18 protein-coding genes are annotated in these 18,733 nt (G+C 71.4%); 11 read left to right on the top strand and 7 right to left on the bottom strand.

Annotated features, from left to right (window positions below):
- Positions 1–64: 64 nt before the first annotated feature.
- The 3 genes from ACFYRY_RS11755 (at position 65) to ACFYRY_RS11745 (ending at position 2,606) form a co-directional block, all read left to right on the top strand.
- Complete coding sequence (locus tag ACFYRY_RS11755; protein WP_389142759.1) at positions 65–643, top strand: TetR/AcrR family transcriptional regulator; 579 nt, start codon at positions 65–67, stop codon at positions 641–643.
- A 122-nt stretch (positions 644–765) separates the two neighbouring features.
- Positions 766–1,791, top strand: a complete 1,026-nt coding sequence (locus ACFYRY_RS11750) for an ATP-binding cassette domain-containing protein (RefSeq protein WP_389142756.1) — start codon at positions 766–768, stop codon at positions 1,789–1,791.
- Positions 1,788–2,606: an ABC transporter permease gene (locus tag ACFYRY_RS11745; protein WP_389142754.1), complete on the top strand. Its 819-nt coding sequence runs from the start codon at positions 1,788–1,790 to the stop codon at positions 2,604–2,606. The genes ACFYRY_RS11750 and ACFYRY_RS11745 overlap by 4 nt, the downstream gene beginning before the upstream one ends.
- Before the next feature lie 135 nt (positions 2,607–2,741).
- On the opposite strand, the gene ACFYRY_RS11740 is transcribed toward ACFYRY_RS11745, so the two are convergent.
- Positions 2,742–6,356, bottom strand: coding sequence for a BTAD domain-containing putative transcriptional regulator (locus ACFYRY_RS11740; protein ID WP_389142751.1), 3,615 nt, complete (start codon positions 6,354–6,356; stop codon positions 2,742–2,744).
- 219 nt (positions 6,357–6,575) lie between these two features.
- Here ACFYRY_RS11740 and ACFYRY_RS11735 point away from each other — a divergent pair, with 219 nt between their 5' ends.
- Positions 6,576–7,376 (top strand): site-2 protease family protein, encoded by an 801-nt coding sequence (locus ACFYRY_RS11735; protein ID WP_389142748.1) that lies wholly within the window; start codon positions 6,576–6,578, stop codon positions 7,374–7,376.
- On the opposite strand, the gene ACFYRY_RS11730 is transcribed toward ACFYRY_RS11735, so the two are convergent.
- Both ACFYRY_RS11730 and npdG read right to left on the bottom strand, forming a co-directional pair.
- Positions 7,366–7,545 (bottom strand): hypothetical protein, encoded by a 180-nt coding sequence (locus ACFYRY_RS11730; RefSeq protein ID WP_389142746.1) that lies wholly within the window; start codon positions 7,543–7,545, stop codon positions 7,366–7,368. The two genes, ACFYRY_RS11735 and ACFYRY_RS11730, sit on opposite strands and share 11 nt — an antisense overlap.
- 57 nt (positions 7,546–7,602) lie before the next feature.
- Positions 7,603–8,313 carry an NADPH-dependent F420 reductase gene (gene npdG / locus ACFYRY_RS11725; protein ID WP_389142743.1) on the bottom strand — a complete coding sequence of 237 codons (711 nt, stop codon included), beginning with the start codon at positions 8,311–8,313 and terminating at the stop codon, positions 7,603–7,605.
- Positions 8,314–8,469: 156 nt separating this feature from the next.
- Between npdG and ACFYRY_RS11720 the strand changes: the two genes are divergently transcribed.
- Positions 8,470–9,087 (top strand): hypothetical protein, encoded by a 618-nt coding sequence (locus ACFYRY_RS11720; protein ID WP_389142741.1) that lies wholly within the window; start codon positions 8,470–8,472, stop codon positions 9,085–9,087.
- A 78-nt stretch (positions 9,088–9,165) separates the two neighbouring features.
- Positions 9,166–10,521 (top strand): MFS transporter, encoded by a 1,356-nt coding sequence (locus tag ACFYRY_RS11715; RefSeq protein WP_389142738.1) that lies wholly within the window; start codon positions 9,166–9,168, stop codon positions 10,519–10,521.
- Positions 10,522–10,737: 216 nt separating this feature from the next.
- Here the strand turns inward: ACFYRY_RS11715 and ACFYRY_RS11710 are convergent, their stop codons facing one another.
- The gene (locus ACFYRY_RS11710; RefSeq protein WP_389142735.1) at positions 10,738–10,968 is read right to left on the bottom strand and encodes a hypothetical protein; all 231 of its coding nucleotides are present in this window, start codon (positions 10,966–10,968) and stop codon (positions 10,738–10,740) included.
- Positions 10,969–11,026: 58 nt separating this feature from the next.
- On the opposite strand from ACFYRY_RS11710, the gene map reads away from it, so the two are divergent.
- A complete protein-coding gene (gene map, locus ACFYRY_RS11705; RefSeq protein WP_389142732.1) occupies positions 11,027–11,884 on the top strand; it encodes a type I methionyl aminopeptidase in 858 nt (285 codons plus the stop codon).
- A 48-nt stretch (positions 11,885–11,932) separates the two neighbouring features.
- On the opposite strand, the gene ACFYRY_RS11700 is transcribed toward map, so the two are convergent.
- Positions 11,933–12,577 (bottom strand): PhzF family phenazine biosynthesis protein, encoded by a 645-nt coding sequence (locus tag ACFYRY_RS11700; protein ID WP_389142729.1) that lies wholly within the window; start codon positions 12,575–12,577, stop codon positions 11,933–11,935.
- 336 nt (positions 12,578–12,913) lie between these two features.
- Between ACFYRY_RS11700 and efeO the strand changes: the two genes are divergently transcribed.
- From efeO to ACFYRY_RS11680, 4 genes are read left to right on the top strand one after another with little or no spacing between them, the layout of a single operon-like run.
- Entirely contained in the window at positions 12,914–14,056 is a 1,143-nt protein-coding gene (gene efeO, locus ACFYRY_RS11695; RefSeq protein WP_389142726.1) for an iron uptake system protein EfeO, read from the top strand.
- Positions 14,057–14,089: 33 nt separating this feature from the next.
- Positions 14,090–15,349, top strand: coding sequence for an iron uptake transporter deferrochelatase/peroxidase subunit (gene efeB, locus ACFYRY_RS11690; protein WP_389142723.1), 1,260 nt, complete (start codon positions 14,090–14,092; stop codon positions 15,347–15,349).
- A gap of 3 nt (positions 15,350–15,352) precedes the next feature.
- On the top strand, positions 15,353–16,225 hold the full coding sequence (gene efeU / locus ACFYRY_RS11685; RefSeq protein WP_389142720.1) for an iron uptake transporter permease EfeU: 873 nt from the start codon (positions 15,353–15,355) through the stop codon (positions 16,223–16,225).
- Positions 16,185–17,186: a hypothetical protein gene (locus ACFYRY_RS11680; protein WP_389142717.1), complete on the top strand. Its 1,002-nt coding sequence runs from the start codon at positions 16,185–16,187 to the stop codon at positions 17,184–17,186. Before efeU ends, ACFYRY_RS11680 begins: the two co-directional genes overlap by 41 nt.
- Positions 17,187–17,220: 34 nt before the next feature.
- Here ACFYRY_RS11680 and ACFYRY_RS11675 read toward each other — a convergent pair whose 3' ends face one another.
- Positions 17,221–17,952, bottom strand: coding sequence for a bifunctional DNA primase/polymerase (locus ACFYRY_RS11675; protein WP_389142714.1), 732 nt, complete (start codon positions 17,950–17,952; stop codon positions 17,221–17,223).
- 114 nt (positions 17,953–18,066) lie between these two features.
- Entirely contained in the window at positions 18,067–18,708 is a 642-nt protein-coding gene (locus tag ACFYRY_RS11670) for a TetR/AcrR family transcriptional regulator (protein ID WP_389142711.1), read from the bottom strand.
- Between the last annotated feature and the right edge of the window lie 25 nt (positions 18,709–18,733).

Raw genomic sequence — 18,733 nt, 5'->3', positions numbered from 1 at the left:
GCTCCGTCACGCAGTACTCTGCTTGAAGTGGTTTGAATGGAGTACTGCACCCGGAGTGGCCTCAATGGTGAGACGGAACGACCAGCGGCGTGCGGCCCTCGTCGACGCGGCGATCGAGGTGCTGGCCCGAGAGGGCGCGCGCGGGCTGACGTTCCGGGCCGTGGACACCGAGGCCGCCGTTCCGGCCGGCACGGCATCCAACTACTTCGCCAGCCGTGACGATCTGTTCACCCAGGCGGGCGCCCGGGTCTACGAGCGGCTCCAGCCCGACGAGGCCACGATCGCCCGGCAGCGGGCGGCCGGCCGCGACCGGGAGACGTACGTCGGGCTGATGCGTGAACTCGTGGGCCGCGTCGCCTCCTTCCGCACCGGCTACCTCGCGCTGCTGGAACTTCGCCTCGAGGCCACCCGCCGCCCCGAACTGCGCAAGGTCCTCACGGAGCGGGTGCGGGCCGATGTCGACGCCAACGTCGCCTATCACGAGGCCTCCGGCCTCCCCGGCGACGCCACCGCCGTCAAGCTGCTGATCCTGACGCTGAACTGGCTGATCGTCGAGCAGCTCACCCTGCCGGACGTCTTCACGGAGGCCGAGCGTGAACAGCTGGTGACGGCCGCGGTGGAGCGCATCGTGGCGGCGGAGTAGGAGCCCCGCTCCGGGCCCGGGGCCGAGCCCCCGAGGTGGGTCTTAGCCGCTGTCGGCGCCCTGTAGGGGGCTGTCGGCGCGGTGTCGGTCGTTTGTCGGTGGTGCCTGACACCGTCGTCGGCATGAAGCGAATCGACAACAACCCCAGCGGCGGGAAGGCAGCCGTCACCGTGCGGGGGATGGTCAAGCACTACGGCGAGACCAAGGCGCTGGACGGCGTCGATCTGGACGTGCGGGAGGGCACCGTGATGGGTGTGCTCGGTCCGAACGGTGCCGGCAAGACCACCCTCGTACGCGTCCTGTCCACCCTGCTCGCCCCCGACAGCGGCCAGGCGACCGTCGCCGGATACGACGTCGTACGGCAGCCCAGGCAGCTGCGACGGGTGATCGGGCTCACCGGGCAGTACGCCTCGGTCGACGAGAAGATCTCCGGCTGGGAGAACCTCTACATGATCGGGCGGCTGCTCGACCTGCCCCGCAAGGACGCCCGCACCCGCGCCGACGAACTGCTCGAGCGGTTCTCGCTGACCGACGCCGCGAAGCGGCCGGCGAGCACGTACTCGGGCGGCATGCGGCGGCGGCTCGACCTCGCCGCCTCCATGATCGGGCGCCCGCAGGTGCTGTTCCTCGACGAACCGACCACCGGGCTCGACCCGCGTACCCGCCAAGAGGTGTGGACCGAGGTCAAGGCCATGGTCGGCGAGGGCGTGACGGTCCTGCTGACCACGCAGTACATGGAGGAGGCCGAGCAGCTCGCCTCCGAGCTGACCGTGGTGGACCGCGGCAAGGTCATCGCGAACGGCTCCATCGACGAGCTGAAGGCGACGGTCGGCGGCCGCACGCTGCGGGTCCGGCCCGCCGACGCGGCACAACTGCGTCCGCTCGCCTCCGCGTTGGACGACCTCGGCATCACGGGGCTCGCGACCACCACCGTGGACGCCGAGAGCGGCACCGTCCTGGTCCCGATCCTCAACGACGAGCAACTGACCGCCGTGGTCGGCGCGGTCACCGCGCGCGGTATCACGCTGTCCTCCATCAGCACCGAACTCCCCAGCCTGGACGAGGTGTTCCTGTCCCTCACCGGCCACCGCGCCAGTGCCCCGCAGGACGCCGTGCCCGCCGAGACCCGCGAGGAGGTCGCCGTATGAGCGCCGCAACCGCCACCACGACAGCCGACACCGACGCCCGTATCCCGCTGCGCGGCCACCTGCGCCACACGGGCGCGCTGATCCGCCGCAACCTGCTGTGGATCCGGCAGGATCCCGAGTCGATGTTCGACGCGCTGCTGATGCCCATCGTCTTCACCCTGCTGTTCGTGTACGTCTTCGGCGGCTCGATCGGGCAGGCCCTGGGCGGCGGGCAGGACGGGTACGTGCAGTACGTGATCCCCGGCATGATCGCGATGATGAGCATGACGCTGTCCCAGGGCGTCGGCACCGGGTTCAGCCAGGACTTCAACTCCGGGGTCATGGACCGCTTCCGCTCCCTGCCGATCGGGCGCGGCTCGGTGCTGTTCGCGAAGATCTCGGTGGAACTGGCGCGGATGCTGTTCGCGACCGCCGTGCTGATGATCGTCGCCCTCCTGGTCGGTTTCGACATCAATCACTGGGGCGGTCTGTTCGCCGCCGTGGGCCTGTCCGTGGTGTTCGCCTCGTCGATCATGTGGGTGTTCCTCACCCTGGGCGTGATCCTGAAGAACGCGCAGTCCGTGCAGGCGATGGGGTTCCTGGTGCTGTTCCCGCTGCAGTTCGGCTCGTCGATCTTCGCGCCGACGCAGTCGATGCCGGGCTGGCTGCAGGCCTTCACCGACTACAACCCGCTGTCCACGCTCGCTGACGCGGCGCGCGGCCTGATGGTGGGCGGCCCGGTCGCACACGACCTGTGGGTGACGCTGGCCTGGTCGGTGGCGATCACCGCGGTGATGGCGCCGGTGGCGATCCACAAGTTCCGCACCAAGAGCTGACCGAGGGCTCCGTGACGGGAGCGGGGCCGGACGGACCGGAGCGCGCCGGCCCAGGGCATGTCAGACCCACGCGCGTCGGACCCACGTGCGTCGGAGCCGAGCCCGTCGGATCCGAGCAGTGTCAGACCGAGCGTTTCAGACCAGGGCGGTGGCCTCCGCGGAGGAGAGGCCACCGCCCTCCGCGTACGCCGCCTCGTACGCCTCGTCGCCGAGTGCGGCGCGGGCCCTGTCGACAGCACGCCGATACCCGTCGCGCTCCAGTGACGTGGGGACATGGCTGGGCGGCAGCAGCGCGTCGGCGGCACCGACGCAGCGGGCGGCGTCGCGGGCGCGGCTGCCGCCGTCGACGCCGGCCAGAGCGGAAGCGGCGATGACGAGGATGTAGGAACGCATGGACGGGGCGATGGCCTCGGCCAGCGGGTCGCCGGCCTGCGTCAGCGCCAGCCGGGCCGCTTCCAGGGACTTCTCGTAACAGCCGTCGACCATCTCCAGCCAGGCTTCCCCGGCGAGGATGAAGGCGTCGAAGACAGCGAAGTGGGAGATGCTGAACTCTTCGCGCAGTAACCGGATTTGTTCGCGCGCCTCGGGGACCCGGTCGGTCATGCCGAGCCGGCCCGCGAGGAAGAGCCGGGCGGCGGGCATCGCTTCGTTGCCGGAGCCGTTGCGCCCGTCGATCACCTCACGCAGCAGTCGCTCGCCGCGCTCGAAGTCGCCCGCCTCCAGCAGGGCGCTGCCCAGCCGGGAGTTCAGCAGTGCCACCTGGGCGCGTGCGCCGAGCCGTTCGGCGTGCTCGATCGCGGCCTCGTAGTCGGCTGCGGCCCGGCGGTACTCGCCCCGCTTCTCGAGGGCCTCGCCGCGCGCGGCGAGCGCCTCAGCGGTCCCCCACATGTCACCGAGGCCCTGGTAGATCTCCAGCGCCTCCTCGGCGTCGCGGGACGCGTCGCCCGCCCAGTCGCTCCGGTTCGAGAGCACGTTGGCGCGCATGTGCAGGGCGGCGGCGAGTTCCCACTCGTATCCGGGGGTCGCCCGGCAGGTGCGGACGGTGGCGTGGATGATCTCGAACAGCCGGTCCATGTCGCCGGAGAGCATGACGGCGAAGAACCAGAAGGCGCCGGGGGTGCGGCAGGTCTGTGGAAGGCCGGGCTGATAGGTCTGGGCGATGGCGCGCAGCTTCGCCTGCGCCTCCGGAGTCTGCCAGGCACCCAACTCGGTGTCCATGCACGCCAGATGGACGAGGTGAAGACCGCGACGGGCCTCGGCGAGGACCTCGCCGGTCCACGGGGGCGGGGTGTCCGTGCAGCGTTCCCACAGCGGGGCGGCGGGGCGGACCGGTTCGGTGAAGGGGTCGGGGCCGAGCAGCTGCGTCTCCCGGGACAGGTTGCGGGCCTCGATGCGCAGGTCGCGCATCTGCCAGTACCAGGCCAGCGACAGGATCAGGCATATGCTCTCCTGCTCGTCGCGGACGGCGATGGCGTGACGCAGGGCGGTGCGCAGGTTCTCGTGCTCGCGCTCCAGCCGCCCGATGGCGGCGAGTTGACCGGGTCCCCGCAGCAACGGATCGGTGGTGCGGGCGAGTTCGCGGTAGTACGTGAGGTGCGCGCGCTCGGTCGGCTCCCGTGCGCCGACCTCGTCGAGCCGTTCGTCCGCGTACTCGGCGACGGTCTCCAGCAGCCGGTAGCGCATCCCGCCCGCGCCCGAAGGCGCCGCCACGACCAGGGACTTGTCGACGAGCGAACCGAGCGCGTCGAAGGCGTCCGGGCCGCACACCGCCTCGGCGGCGGCGAGATCGCAGCCGCCCGCGAAGACGGACAGCCGGCACAGTACGCCCCGTTCGGCCTCGTCCAGCAGACCCCAGGACCAGTCGACGACGGCCCTGAGGGTCTGCTGGCGGGGCAGGACGGTGCGGCTGCCGGAGGTGAGCAGGCGGAAGCGGTCGTCGAGCCGGTCGGCGATCTGACGTGGCGTCAACATACGGAGGCGGGCGGCCGCCAGCTCGATGGCGAGGGGCAGTCCGTCGAGGCGTCGGCAGATCTCGGCGCAGGCGTCCGGATCGTCCTCGACCCGGAAGCCGGGCCGGGCCGCTGCGCCCCGCTCCGCGAACAGCCGCAGCGCGACCGGCTCGGGCAGCGGTTCCACGGGCCGCAGCAACTCCCCCGGCACGCCGAGGGGTTCGCGGCTGGTGGCCAGGATCGTCAGGCCCGGGCAGCGCTCCAGCAGCTCCCCGGCGAGCCGGGCCGCTGCCTCGACGACGTGCTCGCAGTTGTCGAGGATGATCAGCATGCGCCGCCTGCCGCAGTGCTCGGCCAGCCGGTCCACGGGGTCGTCGTGCCGCTCCGTCCCGGCCCGCATCGCCTCGGCGCCGGCACCGTACAACACGGTCTCGCGCGCTCCCACGGCGGTGAGCACGGCCTCGGGCACGGTGTCCGGGTCGTCGATGGGCGCCAGCTCGGCCAGCCACACCCCGTCCCGGGCCGCGTCCCGAACGGTCTCGGCGACCTCCTGCGACAGCCGTGTCTTCCCCGCGCCACCGGGTCCGAGCAGTGTGACCAGCCGGGACCCCGCGAGGTGGCCCCGGATGTCCTCGATGTCCCCCTCCCGGCCGACGAAGGAGGTGAGGCGGGCGCGGAGGTTGCCGGGGGGCGCGGGGGCGGCCGCATCGTGCGGGCCGGGGCGGTCGCCAGGGGTGGCTGAGGCAGCAGAGTCCAGCCCGTCCGGACCGGGGAGGCCAAAAGCGTACGAGTCGCCGTTGCGAGAGCCGGAGGCCGGGGTGTCCGGGCCGTGGGAGCCGGGGCGGTGACCGCCGGGGGCGGGGGCGCCCACCCCGGAGTCCCCTGGGCCGTGCGCGCCCGAAGGGTACGGGCCCTGGCCGCGCGGGCCCTGCTCACGGAGGCCCTGGCCATGCGCGGCGGACCCGAGCACGCTCGCGCCGTCTCCCCCGTCTCCCCCGCCGTGCGCCGAGCCTCCCCCGCCGTGCCCGTCGTATCCGTTGTGCCCACCGCGTCCGGGATGCCCTCCCCCCTGAGCGGGGCTCAGCAACTCGCCGTGCAGCAAGCGCAGTTCGGGCCCCGGGTCCGTACCGAGCTGGTTGGCCAGCAGGTGGCGTACGTCCTCGTAGGCGGCCAGGGCCTCCGCCGGGCGGCCGGCGTCGCGCAGGGCGCGCAGGCGCAGGGCCTGGAGGGACTCGTCCAGGGGGTGGCTGTCGCACAGGGCGGTCAGCTCGGGCAGGGCCTGGTCGGCGTGGCCGAGCGCGAGGGCGGCGGTGTGGCGGGCGCGCCGCGCGTCGAGCCGCCGGGTCTCCCAGCGGGCGGCCTCGGCGGTGCGGTCGGGAAGGTCGGCGAGGGCCGGACCGCCCCACAGGGCGAGGGCGTCGTCGAGGACGACGGCCGCCTTGGCGGGGTCGCCGTCGGCCAGCGCCCGGGTGCCCTCGCCGGCCAGCCGCTCGAAACGGTGCAGGTCGACGTCGTCGGGCGGGGCGGTGAGCCGGTAGCCGCCGTCCACCGAGGCGACCGCGTCCGCGCCGAGCGCCCGGCGCAGCCGGCCCACCAGCGCCTGCAGCGCGCCGGTCGCGTCGGCGGGCGGGTCGCCGTCCCAGACCTCGTCGACGAGGAGGCTCGCCGGTACGGTGCGGCCGGGTCGCAGGGCGAGGACGGTCAGCAGCGCACGCAGCCGCGCCCCGCCGACCGGGACGGACGTACCGTCGGGGCGAAGTACCTGGGTGGTGCCGAGAATCCGGTAGCGCACGGGGTTCATTGTCTCCGGTGGTGTCGGAACCGGTCACGGGGTTTTGGCGGTGTGGCGGGTACTGAACGGGTACGGACGCGGTCGGTGTCCGGGGCGCGGCGGGCGTGACGGGTGGGACCGGTGGGACCGACTCACTTCCGGAACCCCGGGGGGAGGTCGAGACGTTCTCCCCGTACGCCCGGTACGGTCGGGCAGGCCCACCGCGTGCACGACTGTCCAGGGAGCCCCATGACCACCGCCACCACCCGCCACAGCGACCGGCGGATCAGCCCCGTCTTCGTCGGGATCCTAGCCGTCACGGCGGTCACCGGCTGGGCCACCTGGACCGGGTTCGCCGCGCAACCCGGCGTGGCGGTGTTCCTGTTCGTGACGTCCGCCTGGATCGTCTCGCTCTGTCTGCACGAGTACGCGCACGCCCGCACCGCCCTGCACAGCGGCGACATCTCGGTGGGCGCCAAGGGCTATCTCACGCTGAACCCGCTGAAGTACACGCACGCCCTGCTCAGCATCGTCCTCCCGGTGATCTTCGTGATCATGGGCGGTATCGGGTTGCCCGGTGGTGCCGTGTTCATCGAGCGGGGGCGGATCCGGGGGCGCTGGCGGCACAGCCTGATCTCGGCGGCCGGTCCGCTGACGAACGTCCTGTTCGCGATCGTGTGCACGGCCCCGTTCTGGCTGGACGCGCTGGACGGGGTTCCGGCGGACTTCCGGTTCGCGCTGGCCTTCCTCGCCCTGCTCCAGGTCACGGCCGCGATCCTGAACTTCCTGCCGGTGCCGGGCCTGGACGGCTACGGGGTCGTCGAGCCCTGGCTGTCGTACAACATCAAGCGACAGGTGGAGCCGTTCGCGCCGTTCGGCCTGCTGTTCGTGTTCGCGCTGCTGTGGGTGCCGGCCGTCAACACCGCGTTCTTCGACGTGATCGACACGATCCTGAAGAGCCTCGGGATCAGCGACCTGGACACGTACTGCGGGCAGGAGTCCTACCGCTTCTGGCAGGGCACGAACGAGTTCTGCTCGGTCAGCCCGTGACGGACTTCCGGTCCTTCTCGCGCTTCAGGTAGTACCAGCACATGTTGGACGACAGGCCCGCGATCAGCACCCACACGATCCCGAGGAGGTTGCCCCGCGCGAAGGAGACGACCGCCGCGGCGACGGCGAGGACGCAGACCACAAGGGCGTAGAGGGCCAGGCGGGGCATGCGGGGAATCTCCTGTCGGGGGACACGGGCCGGGTCCGACCAGTGTCCCCCATCCCCTCACACGTCCGTGACCCGCAGCCCCGCGTGCGCCTTGTAGCGGCGGTTCACCGAGATCAGGTTCGCGACCAGCGACTCGACCTGGTGGGCGTTGCGCAGGCGGCCCGCGAAGACGCCGCGCATGCCGGGGATCCGGCCGGCCAGCGCCTGCACGATCTCCACGTCGGCGCGTTCCTCGCCGAGGACCATGACGTCGGTGTCGATCTCGTCGATCTCCGGGTCCTGGAGGAGGACCGCCGAGAGGTGGTGGAAGGCGGCGGTGACCCGGGATTCGGGCAGCAGGGCGGCGGCCTGCTCGGCGGCGCTGCCCTCCTCCGGCTTGAGGGCGTAGGCGCCCTTCTTGTCGAAGCCGAGCGGGTTGACGCAGTCCACGACGAGCTTGCCGGCCAGTTCCCCGCGCAGTGACTCCAGGGTCTTGCCGTGGCCGTCCCAGGGCACGGCGACGATCACGATGTCGCTGCGGCGCGCGGTGTCGGCGTTGTCGGCGCCCTCGACGCCGTGCCCGAGTTCCGCGGCGGCGGCCTCGGCGCGGTCGGCCGCGCGCGAGCCGATGATCACCTTCTGGCCGGCCCTGGCGAGCCGGTAGGCAAGGCCCTTGCCCTGCGGGCCGGTGCCGCCGAGCACGCCGACGACGAGCCCGGAGACGTCGGGAAGGTCCCAGGGGTCCTTGGCGGGGGCCTTCTGTGCACTGTCGGTGTCGGTAGAGGTCATGGGCCGACTGTACGTCCGCCCCGCCGGCCGCGATCGGGCAGGTGAGCGGGGTCACGGGGACCCTCCGCGGGACGCTCCTCACCCACTCTCCACGAGGGGGCGAATTCGGGGCGAACCGGGGGTTACACACGGTCGGTTGCGGCAGGATGCGGCCATATGGATGCCGTACGGGTCGCCTTGCTGCGCGATGTGCTCGCCGGGACCGAGTGGCTGGGGGCCACGCGGCGGTTCGCGGGGGCGCTGCGCGGGTCCGTGGTGTCGCACGGCGGGGGGCTGCTGCTCGTGGGCGGCCCGGGCTACGAGCCCTGGCACCTCGCGGCCCATCTGGTCGACGAGGCGGCGTGGTCGGCGACTCCGGAGCTGGCCCCGACTCTCGTACGGCAGGACGCGCGCCCCTCGGATCCGGCCCACCTGGCGGTCGGTCCCGGGAGGCTGGCCGCGGCTCGGCGGGGTGAGACGCTGCTCGTGGTGTCCCCGGCGGAAGCGGGGGCGGCGTTGCTGGAGGGGGTGCACGACGCCCGCCGGGCCGGGGCGACGGTGCTGGCGCTGGGCGGCGGCGATGGCGGCGGTGCGGGCGAGCTGGCGGCGATGGCGCACGAGCTACTGGCCGTACCGGAGGGCGCGGAGCTGGACCTGGACACCGTGCAGCACCTGGTGAGCGCGGCGGCCGGGGAGAACGCGGCGCCGTCTCCCGCACGCGGGCGCCGGCGTTTCCGGGACAGGTTGTCCCGGCTGGCGGACGAACTGACGGCACCGCCTCCGGCCCGCTGGTGAGCCGCACCCGGCGCCCCGAAGTGGGGCCGGGTGAAAAGCAGTTGCCCGTCAGTGGCCCGCGTCCGACCATGACCCCTCGTGACCGACGACTCCCCCACGCCTCCCGTTCCCGCCGAAGGCCCGGCCCCCGTTCCCGTCGAGGCCCCGCCTTCCGGGCTCCGTGCGCTCCTGCCCGATCTCGCTCCCTGGCGGGCGTCCGTCGACTTCCGGCGGCTGTGGATCTCGGGGCTGATCTCGAACTTCGGGACGTTCCTGACGTTCGTCGCGCTTCCGGTGCAGCTGAAGGAGCTGACCGGGTCGGCCGCGGCGGTCGGGGCGATCGGCGCGGTGGAGCTGGTGCCGCTGCTGGTGTTCGGGCTGTACGGCGGGGCGCTCGCGGACGCCTGGGACAAGCGGAAGCTGATCGTGTGGACGGAGGCCGGGCAAGGTCTGCTCTCCGCCGTGCTGCTGCTGAACGCCCTGATGCCGGCGCCCGCCGTCTGGCCGCTGTATGTCGTCGCCGCGCTGTCGTCCGCCCTGTTCTCCGTGCAGCGGCCCGCGCTCGACTCGCTGTGGCCGCGGATCGTGGCCCATGACCAGATGCCGGCGGCGGCCTCGCTGAACTCCCTGCGCTGGACGGTCGGCGGGGTCGCGGGCCCGGCCGTGGCGGGCGTGGTCGTCGCGTACGCGGGTCTCGGCTGGGCCTACGCGGCGGACGCGGCCACCTTCGTCGTCTCGGTGTTCCTGGTCGTGCGCATCGCCGCCTCCCCCGCCTCCCACGAGGCCGCGAAGCCCTCGCTCCGGGCGATCGCCGAGGGAGCCCGCTACGCGTGGGGCCGCAAGGAACTGCTCGGCACCTACGCCGTGGACCTCGCGGCGATGTTCCTGGCGATGCCGCTCGCCGTGCTGCCCTTCCTCGCGGACGAGTTGGACGCCGAGTGGTCGCTGGGTCTGATGTACGCCTCGGTCCCCGCCGGGGCGATGCTGGTGAGCCTGACCAGCGGCTGGACCTCGCGGATCCAGCGGCACGGGCGGATGGTGGTGCTGTCGGCCGCGCTGTGGGGCCTGGCGATCGCGGCCGCCGGGCTGGTCGGCAACGTATGGCTGGTGCTGCTGTTCCTGACGCTGGCCGGCGGCTGCGACATGGTCAGCGGCATCTTCCGCGCGGCCATGTGGAACCAGACCATCCCGGACGAGCTACGGGGCCGGCTCGCCGGTATCGAGCTGCTGTCGTACTCGGTGGGGCCGACGCTCGGCCAGGTGCGGACCGGTGGGTTCGCGGCCTGGCTGGGGGTGCGGTCGGCGATCTGGTCGGGCGGACTGCTGTGTGTGGGCGCGGTGGGACTGCTGGCCCTGTGCCTGCCGAAGCTGATGACGTACGACGTGCGCACGAACGCGCACGCGGTGCGGCTGCGGGAACAGCGCGCGGCAGCCGCACCGGCCGAGGCCGCTTAGGGCCTGTCGTTTGGATCAGGCCGCAGGAAACTGACGGTGCTGGTCGATGCCGGTGAGCGGGGTCTGGCGCGTGCAGCTGCAAGGCGGAGGAGGGCGTCGATGCGGAGCATCGGCAACCGACGACAACGCGGCAGATGGGCGTGCCAGACCCCGCGTCTGCGGCTTGATCCAAACGACAGGCCCTAGGGACCCCTTGGCCCCGGAAGGGTCAGGGCCCTAGTCGTCGTCCCGGCCCGCCGCCGGGGCGTCGTGCCACTTGGGGTCGTTCTCCCACTCGAGGTTGCGCTCCCGGGCCGTGCTCATCGCGTGCTCGGCCTCCTGACGTGAGGCGTACGGCCCGAAACGGTCCTTGGCGGGGCACTCCGGCCCCTCCTCGACCTTCTGGTGCTCCAGGCAGTAGTACCACTCACCGGGCTTTCCGACCGTGCGCTTCTTGAACAAGGACATGACCTGCTCCTCTCGCCATCGACATGTTCCCCCATGCCCGCTGGTTAGACTCGCTGGCATGTCTGGCCAGTCGCTGCTCGTACCAGGGGAGCTGTCTCCCACCCGTTCCGTGCCCGGAAACATCCGCCGGCCCGAGTACGTCGGCAAGCCGGCGCCGACGCCGTACACCGGACCGGAGGTGCAGACGCCCGAGACGATCGAGGCGATGCGCCTCGCGGGCCGGATCGCGGCGCGGGCGATGGCGGAGGCCGCGAAGCTGATCGCGCCGGGTGTCACCACCGACGAGCTGGACAAGGTGGCGCACGCCTACATGTGCGACCACGGCGCCTACCCGTCGACGCTGGGCTACCGCGGCTTCCCGAAGTCCCTGTGCACCAGCGTCAACGAGGTGATCTGCCACGGGATCCCGGACTCGACGGTGCTGCGGGACGGCGACATCGTCAACCTGGACGTGACGGCGTATATCGGCGGGGTGCACGGCGACAACAACGCCACGTACCTGGTCGGGGAGGTCGACGAGGAGAGCCGGCTGCTGGTGGAGCGGACCCGGGAGTCCCTCGACCGGGCGATCAAGGCGGTCCGGCCGGGCCGCCAGATCAACATCATCGGCCGGGTCATCGAGTCGTACGCGAAGCGCTTCGGGTACGGCGTGGTCCGCGACTTCACCGGACACGGGATCAACACGTCGTTCCACTCGGGCCTGATCATCCCGCACTACGACAGCCCGCACGCGACGACCGTGATCCGCCCCGGGATGACCTTCACCATCGAGCCAATGCTGACCCTCGGGACGCACGACTACGACATGTGGGACGACGGCTGGACGGTCGTGACGAAGGACCGCCGGCGCACGGCCCAGTTCGAGCACACGCTGGTGGTGACGGAGTCGGGGGCGGAGATCCTCACGCTGCCGTAGCTCCGCCCCACGAAGCGGACACCGCCCCGGTCGCCGCTCGTCTCCCGGTCACCGCTCCAGGAAGACGCGACCGCCGACCTCCACCCAGCCACCGGGCTGCGGGGCGGTGAGGATCTGCGAGCCGGCGCCCTGCGTGATGTTCAGGGCGCGGCCCAGCCGGTCGGTGAGGAGCAGGGCGGCCGCGCCGGTCGCCTCGTCCTCGTCGATGCCGTCGCCGCGCCCGGGAAAGCCACGGGCCCGGATCCGGCCGGCGGACTCGTCCTCCCAGGCCCAGGCGTAGATCCACTCCCCCATCGGCGGGACGGTCAGGTCGTCGACCTCGGCGGCTGTGGCGTACTGGCGCAGGGTGCGCGGTGGCGCCCACTCGGCCCGCGCCTCGATCCAGCTGAACTCCCCGTCCAGGCGGGTGCCCACGATTCCGGCCGGGGTGACCAGTTCGGGCACGTCGAGCAGCCAGGCCGTGCCGACGCAGGGGTGGCCGGCGAACGGCAGGCGCAGGGTCGGTGTGTAGATGTCGATGACCCCGCGCTCGGGGTCGTCGACGAACACGGTCTCGCTGAACCCGAGTTTCCCGGCGAACTCCTGCCGCTCGTCCGGGCCGGGCAGGACGGAGCCGTCGCGGACGACGCCGAGTTCGTTGCCGTATCCGCCGTTCGCTCCGCAGAAGACGCGGAGCACGTCGTAGTCAGTCACGCGGAAAATTGTGCCCGGAGTGACCGACCCGCACCGACCACTCGTCCATGACCAGCGGCTGGAGAGGTCACCGCACCCGCGCACGGGGGCTCCTCAGGCGCGCACGGGGGGCTCCTCAGGTTTGCTCCGATGCGGAATCTTTGAATCTCCTTTGACCTCTCCTTGATGTCTGCTTTAACCCCCCGTGATCACGTCGTGCCCTTACGGCGTCTATGAGAGCTGAATCACGGCATGCAGGGGTATCACTCAGGTAAGGCTCGGATAAGTTAGGTGAGCCTCACCAATCTTTGTGAGCCCCGTCACGTGATTTTTCAGCCAGACACCGGGAGCCCGAACATGCGCGCCGCCAGACTCTCCGTCGTCACCGCCACCGCCGCCGTGGCGGCTCTGACCGCCGTCACGGGGTGCACCGAGAAGGGCAGTTCCGACAGCAAGGGTGACCGCGTGATCAACGTGACCGCCACCGACAGCAAGTGCGAGATCTCCAAGAAGGAGTTCCCGGCCGGCCACGTCGAACTCGCCATCGAGAACAAGGGCTCCAAGGTCACCGAGGTCTACGTCCTCTTCCCGGACGACCGGATCGTCACCGAGCGGGAGAACATCGGCCCCGGCACCAAGCAGAAGGTCACCGCCGAGGTGAAGGCCGGCGACTACCAGATCGCCTGCAAGCCCGGCATGAAGGGCAAAGGCATCCGCCAGGACGTCAAGGCCACCGGCGGCAAGGCCGTCCAGCGCGACCCCCGCCTGGACAAGGCCGTCGCCGCCTACCGCACCTACGTGCAGGAACAGGCCGACGAGACCCTGCCCAAGGCCGAGGCGTTCGCCAAGGCGGTCAAGGACGGCGACCTGGCGGCCGCGAAGAAGGCCTACGCGCCCTCCCGGATCGGCTGGGAGCGCACCGAGCCGGTCGCGGAGTCCTTCGGCGACATCGACCCGAAGGTCGACGTCCGCGCGGACGGCCTGGAGGACGGCCAGAAGTGGACCGGCTGGCACCGGCTGGAGAAGGCCCTCTGGCAGGACAAGAAGATCGGCGCCACCGAGAAGACGCTCGCCGACCAGCTCATCACCGACCTGACGGACTGGCGGAAGCGGGTCGGCAAGGCCGACATCACCCCGACGTCGATGGCCAACGGCGCCAAGGAACTCCTCGACGAGGTCGCCACCGGCAAGGTCACCGGTGAGGAGGAGCGCTACTCGCACACCGACCTCGTCGACTTCAAGGCCAACGTGGAGGGCGCCGAGAAGTCGTACGAGCTGCTGAAGCCGGTCGCCAAGGAGAACGACGCGCCGCTGGCCACCGAGCTGGACAAGCAGTTCGCCGCGCTGAACACGCTGCTGGACACGTACCGCACCGACCCGTCGTCCTACGACTTCGTCTCGTACGACAAGGTCGGCGAGGCGGACCGCAAGAAACTGTCGGACGCGGTGAACGCGCTCGCCGAGCCGCTGTCCAAGCTCGCCGCCGCCGTCGCGAAGTAGGGGAGCACGAACCGTGGAGCAGGGAACGACGTCATGACGGACGACACCCAGGAGACCGAGACCGCCGCGCCCTCCCGGCGCGCGCTGATCGGCTGGGGCGGTGCCGGGCTCGCGCTCGGCGCCGTCGCGGCCGGCGGCACGGTCGCGATGACCCGCACCGGCGAGGATGTGGAACCGGCGGGCGCCGAGACGGGCGCCGCGGTCGCCTTCCACGGCGCCCACCAGGCCGGCATCGCCACGCCCGTGCAGGACCGGCTGCACTTCGCCGCGTTCGACGTGACCACCGAGGACCGCGCCGAGTTCGTCCAGATGCTGAAGGACTGGACCGAGGCCGCGCGGAAGATGACCGCCGGGCACGCGGTCGGCGAGGGCGCGTACGGCGGGCTCGCGGAGGCCCCGCCGGACGACACCGGGGAGGCGCTGGGGCTGAAGCCGTCGCGGCTGACCCTGACGGTGGGCTTCGGGCCCGGCCTGTTCGACAAGTTCGGCCTCGGGGACCGGCGGCCCGAGGCCCTGGTCGACCTGCCCAAGTTCGCCGGCGACAACCTCGACAAGAACCGCAGCGGCGGCGACCTGTGCGTCCAGGCCTGCGCGGACGACCCGCAGGTCGCCGTGCACGCGATCCGCAACCTGGCCCGGATCGGCTTCGGCAAGGTCGTCATCCGCTGGTCGCAGCTGGGCTTCGGCAAGACGTCCTCGACCACGCCGGACGCGCAGACCCCGCGCAACCTGATGGGCTTCAAGGACGGCACCCGCAACATCGCGGGAACCGAGAGCGATCGCCTGAAGAAGTTCGTGTGGGCGGACTCCGCCGACGGCGCGGAGTGGATGAACGGCGGCTCGTACCTCGTGGCCCGGCGCATCCGGATGCACATCGAGACCTGGGACCGCACCTCGCTGCAGGAGCAGGAGGACGTCTTCGGCCGCGACAAGGGCGAGGGCGCCCCGGTCGGCAAGGCCAAGGAGCGCGACAAGCCGTTCCTGAAGGCGATGAAGCCCGACGCGCACGTCCGGCTCGCCCACCCCGACTCCAACCACGGGGCGACGATCCTGCGCCGCGGCTACTCCTTCACCGACGGCACGGACGGCCTGGGCCGGCTGGAGGCGGGGCTGTTCTTCCTCGCCTACCAGCGGGACGTCCGCGAGGGCTTCATCCGCATCCAGCGCAATCTGGCCACGGACGCGCTCAACGAGTACATCCAGCACGTGGGTTCGGCGCTGTTCGCCGTCCCGCCGGGCGTCCGCGACAAGGACGACTGGTGGGGCAGCACGCTGTTCTCCAAGGAGGCGTAGCCCGTGTTCTCCAACTATCTGATCGGTCTGCGCGAGGGGCTGGAAGCCAGCCTCGTCGTCTGCATCCTCATCGCGTACCTCGTCAAGACGGGCCGCAGGGACGCTCTCAAACCCATCTGGATCGGCATCACGGTCGCGATCGTGATCGCGCTCGGGTTCGGCTGCGCGCTCGAATTCGGCTCGCAGGAGCTGACGTTCGAGGCGCAGGAGGCGCTCGGCGGGTCACTGTCGATCGTCGCGGTGGGCCTGGTGACGTGGATGGTGTTCTGGATGCGGCGCACCGCCCGGCACCTCAAGTCGGAGCTGCACGGCAAGCTGGACGCGGCCCTCGCGATGGGCACGGGCGCGCTGGTGGCCACCGCGTTCCTCGCGGTCGGCCGGGAGGGTCTGGAGACCGCCCTGTTCGTGTGGGCGTCGGTGCACGCGGCCAGCGACGGCACCCCGCGCCCGCTGATCGGCGTGGCCCTTGGTATCGCGACGGCGGTGTTCCTGGGTTGGCTGTTCTACCGGGGCGCGTTGCGCATCAACCTCGCCAAGTTCTTCACCTGGACCGGCGGCATGCTGGTCGTGGTGGCCGCGGGCGTGCTCGCGTACGGCTTCCACGACCTCCAGGAAGCGGACTGGTTGCCGGGCCTGAACAACAGGTCCTTCGACATCAGCGACACCATCCCTCCGGACAGTTGGTACGGCACCCTCCTCAAGGGCGTCTTCAACTTCCAGCCCGACCCGACGGTCCTCCAGGTCACGGTGTGGCTGCTGTACCTGATCCCGACGCTCGCGCTGTTCCTCGCCCCGGTAGGGTTCGCCTCCGGGAAGGGGAAGGTGAAGGAACCTGATGAGCAGGGATCGCGGCCCTCTAAGGCTCCGCAGGCTTGACCGGAGCGCACTGATAGCGGCCTCACTGACCGCTTTGTCGTTGACAGCGAGCGGTTGTGTGGTGGTCCACGGGGAACGGGAGGTGCTTCCCGGGGCCACCCGCGCGGAGGCCGCCAAGGCTCTCCGTCAGTTCACAACCGCGTACAACGCTGCGGACAAGGCGTACGACAGTTCGCTGGACGCCGACCATGTCACCGGCGCCCTCTCCGACATCGACGAGGCCCGGTTGAAGGCCGGCGCGGCGAACCACCCGGGCGGCAACCCGGCGCACACACCGCTGGAGCTGTCGGACACGAAGTACACGATCCCGAAGAAGGCGGGCTGGCCGCGCTGGTTCGTCGCCGACGCGGCCGGCAACAAGGGCGGCAGCGCGCGCTGGCTGATCGTGTTCACCCGGGGCGGCCTGGACGAACCGTGGCAGGCGGCCTATCTGACGCTGGTCGCGCCGGACAAGGTGCCGACGTTCAAGAAGGACGCGGACGGCTGGGCGGAGCCGGTGCCGGTGAACTCGGCCGAACTCGCCGTCCCGCCCGGCGACTTGAGCAAGGACTACACGACGTATCTGAAGGACGGCGGGAAGTCCTTCGCGGCCGGTCCGCACACCGACCAGTGGCGTGCGCAGCGCGCGAAGAACACCAAGCGTCCCGGCCTCGCCACGCAGTACATCGACAAGCCGCTGGCCAGTGGCGACTACGCCCCGCTCGGGCTGCGCACGGCCGACGGCGGGTCGTTGGTGTTCTTCGCCACGCAGCACTACGAGAAGCAGACGGCCGCGCCGAACGCCGCGGTGCCCAACCCGGGCCCCGACGTGCTGGCCCTGACGACCGGCGAGATCAAGCAGTCGCTCACCATGGAGTTCGTCTCCAACGAGGTAGCCCTGGACCCAGCGAAGAGCTCGGGTGACCCGCGGGTGTCCCTGCTGGGGCGGATCCAGGGCCTGACCTCAGCACAGGGGTCCTAGGGCGGCTACCCGCAAGATCCCCGCTCCCCCCGGCTCAACGACGAGAGGGCCAGGCCGCGTTCGCGTGGTCCGGCTCCTCGCCGATGTGCCGGGCGCAGGCGTCGGTGAGGACTTCCAGAAGGGTCAGCGGGTCGGGCAGCGGGTGTTCGAGGCCGCGGACCCAGCTCACGCTCTGGTCGCCGGGAAGCCGGGCGGGCGGGACGAGGACGTAGGAGCCGCGACAGTGCCAGCGCAGGCCCGGGTGTTCGTCCATCGTCTCGGGGTGGCAGTCCAGTTCGCAGGGCCACCACTCGTCCTCGTCCTCGGGGGTGCCGCGGGTGAGGGTGAAGAAGAGCAGCCGTCCGTCGTCGCTCTCGGCCACCGGGCCGACGTCGATACCGGCGTCGAGCAGCCGTTCCAGGGCCTCCGCACCGGCTTCCAGCGGCACGTCGAGGACGTCGTGCACCATGCCGGTCGCGGTGATGAAGTTGGCCTGCGGCTGGTTGCGGGCCCAACGCTCGATCTGCGCACGGTCGGTGGTCGACTGGGTCTGCCAGGCGAACGACACCGGGTGCCGGGCGGGGGTGGGACAGCCGACGCGGTCGCAGGAGCAGCGGTAGCCGGGGGCGGGATACGCGGCGGGAGCCAGCGGCAGGCCCGCGTCGGCGGCGGCGAGCAGCAGGGCCTCACGGCCGCCCTCGTCCGCGGCGGCCTCCTTCGGGCGGCGTCCGCGCAGCCACTGGGAGAGTTTGCCCTGCCGGCCGGTGCCACCGAACTCCGCGCTCATCTATCCCCTCGCCTCGCTGTCGTGCAAAACAGCATGCCTTATGGTCCCACCATCCCGTGCCGTGGGGGGCCGGAGCCGACAAATGGGCCAGGTGGGACCAGGCTCGACGAAGGGTCAACTACGGGGCCCGCGGGGTGCGATGCCGTGCAGGGCGTAGTCGACGAGGGTGTCGGTGTACTCGTAGGAGATCGGGCCCGTGTACTGGAGCCAGCGCTGGGCGAGGGGTGAGACCCAGAGTTCCAGGGCGATGCGCGGGTCGATCTCCTGGCGCACCTGACCGGCCTCCTGCGCGGCGCGCACCCGGTCGACGTAGAGCTGGAGCGACGGTTCGAGGAGCTTGGCCATCATGACCCGGCCGAGTTCCTCGTTGACGACCCCCTCGGCGGCCAGCGCACGGGAGGGGACCTCGAACCGGGGGTCCTCGAGCTGGTCGACGGTGAGCCGCAGTACGGCCTTGAGGTCGGCGGCGAGGTCCCCGGTGTCCGGGATCGTGAACTGGTCCTCGGGCCCCGCCTCCCGCGACGCCTGCTCGGAGAGGTCGAGGAACGCCTCCAGCAGGACATCGGCCTTCGACGTCCACCAGCGGTAGATCGTCTGTTTGCCCACACCGGCGCGGGCGGCGATGCCCTCGATCGTCGTCCTGGGGTAGCCGACCTCCCCGACGAGGGCGAGGGCGGCGTCGTAGATCGCACGACGGGACCGCTCACTGCGGCGGGTGGTGTCGGGAACGGGCTGGGCTGACTTCTTGACGGCCATGGGGCCGAATTTATCACTTGACAAG

Source organism: Streptomyces sp. NPDC005263, assembly GCF_042872365.1.
In the GTDB taxonomy this organism is placed as follows: Bacteria; Actinomycetota; Actinomycetes; order Streptomycetales; family Streptomycetaceae; genus Streptomyces.
Note: the sequence above shows the minus strand (reverse complement) of the source record. Positions and strands in the feature narration are given on the sequence as shown.